At 70.7% G+C, this 546-nt stretch carries 1 pseudogene; it reads right to left on the bottom strand.

What is annotated here, in order from left to right:
• Nucleotides 1–82 precede the first annotated feature (82 nt).
• Nucleotides 83–546 (bottom strand): annotated as a pseudogene (locus JCM9942_RS17815) (FAD-dependent monooxygenase); the annotation flags it as partial.

The following is a 546-nucleotide window of genomic DNA, read 5'->3' as shown; positions in this document are numbered from 1 at the left end:
CCCTCACCGGCCAGCGCCAGTGCGCAGGCCGCGCCAACCACACCGCCACCGACCACCACCGCATCCCATTGTCCACGCCGGCTCATCGCCCTTCGCTCCTGCACAGTTCCGGCACGTGGCCACGGAATCCCATTGCCCCGCCAACCAGGAACGACTGCACCGCACTGGCCTGCGCCGCCGCGACCAGCCCAAGGCTGCGCAACGGCCGCAACAGCGGCGTGGCGTTGCTGGTCAGTCGCGCCAACCCGTCGGAAAAGGCCACGGTCTGTTCACGGTCCGGCGCACGCCGTTGCACGTAGGCCGTGAGCAGCGCATCGCTGCCCGGATCCAGCATGCCGTCGCCGATCAGCTCGGCCAGCGTCAACGCATCGCGCAGGCCGAGGTTGAAGCCCTGCGCACCCAGCGGTGGATGGTCTGCGCCGCGTTGCCCAACAGCAGCGCACGCTCGCCCACCAGCCTCTGTGCCAGCACCTGGATCAGCGGATAGCGCTGCGCGGACCGCTTTCCAGCAGGCGCCCGGCGCGCCAGCCCATCGCGTCCTGCACC

The sequence above is a fragment of the Stenotrophomonas pictorum JCM 9942 genome, assembly GCF_001310775.1.
Lineage (GTDB): Bacteria > Pseudomonadota > Gammaproteobacteria > Xanthomonadales > Xanthomonadaceae > Stenotrophomonas > Stenotrophomonas pictorum.
This window is presented reverse-complemented; position numbering and strand designations above follow the sequence as displayed.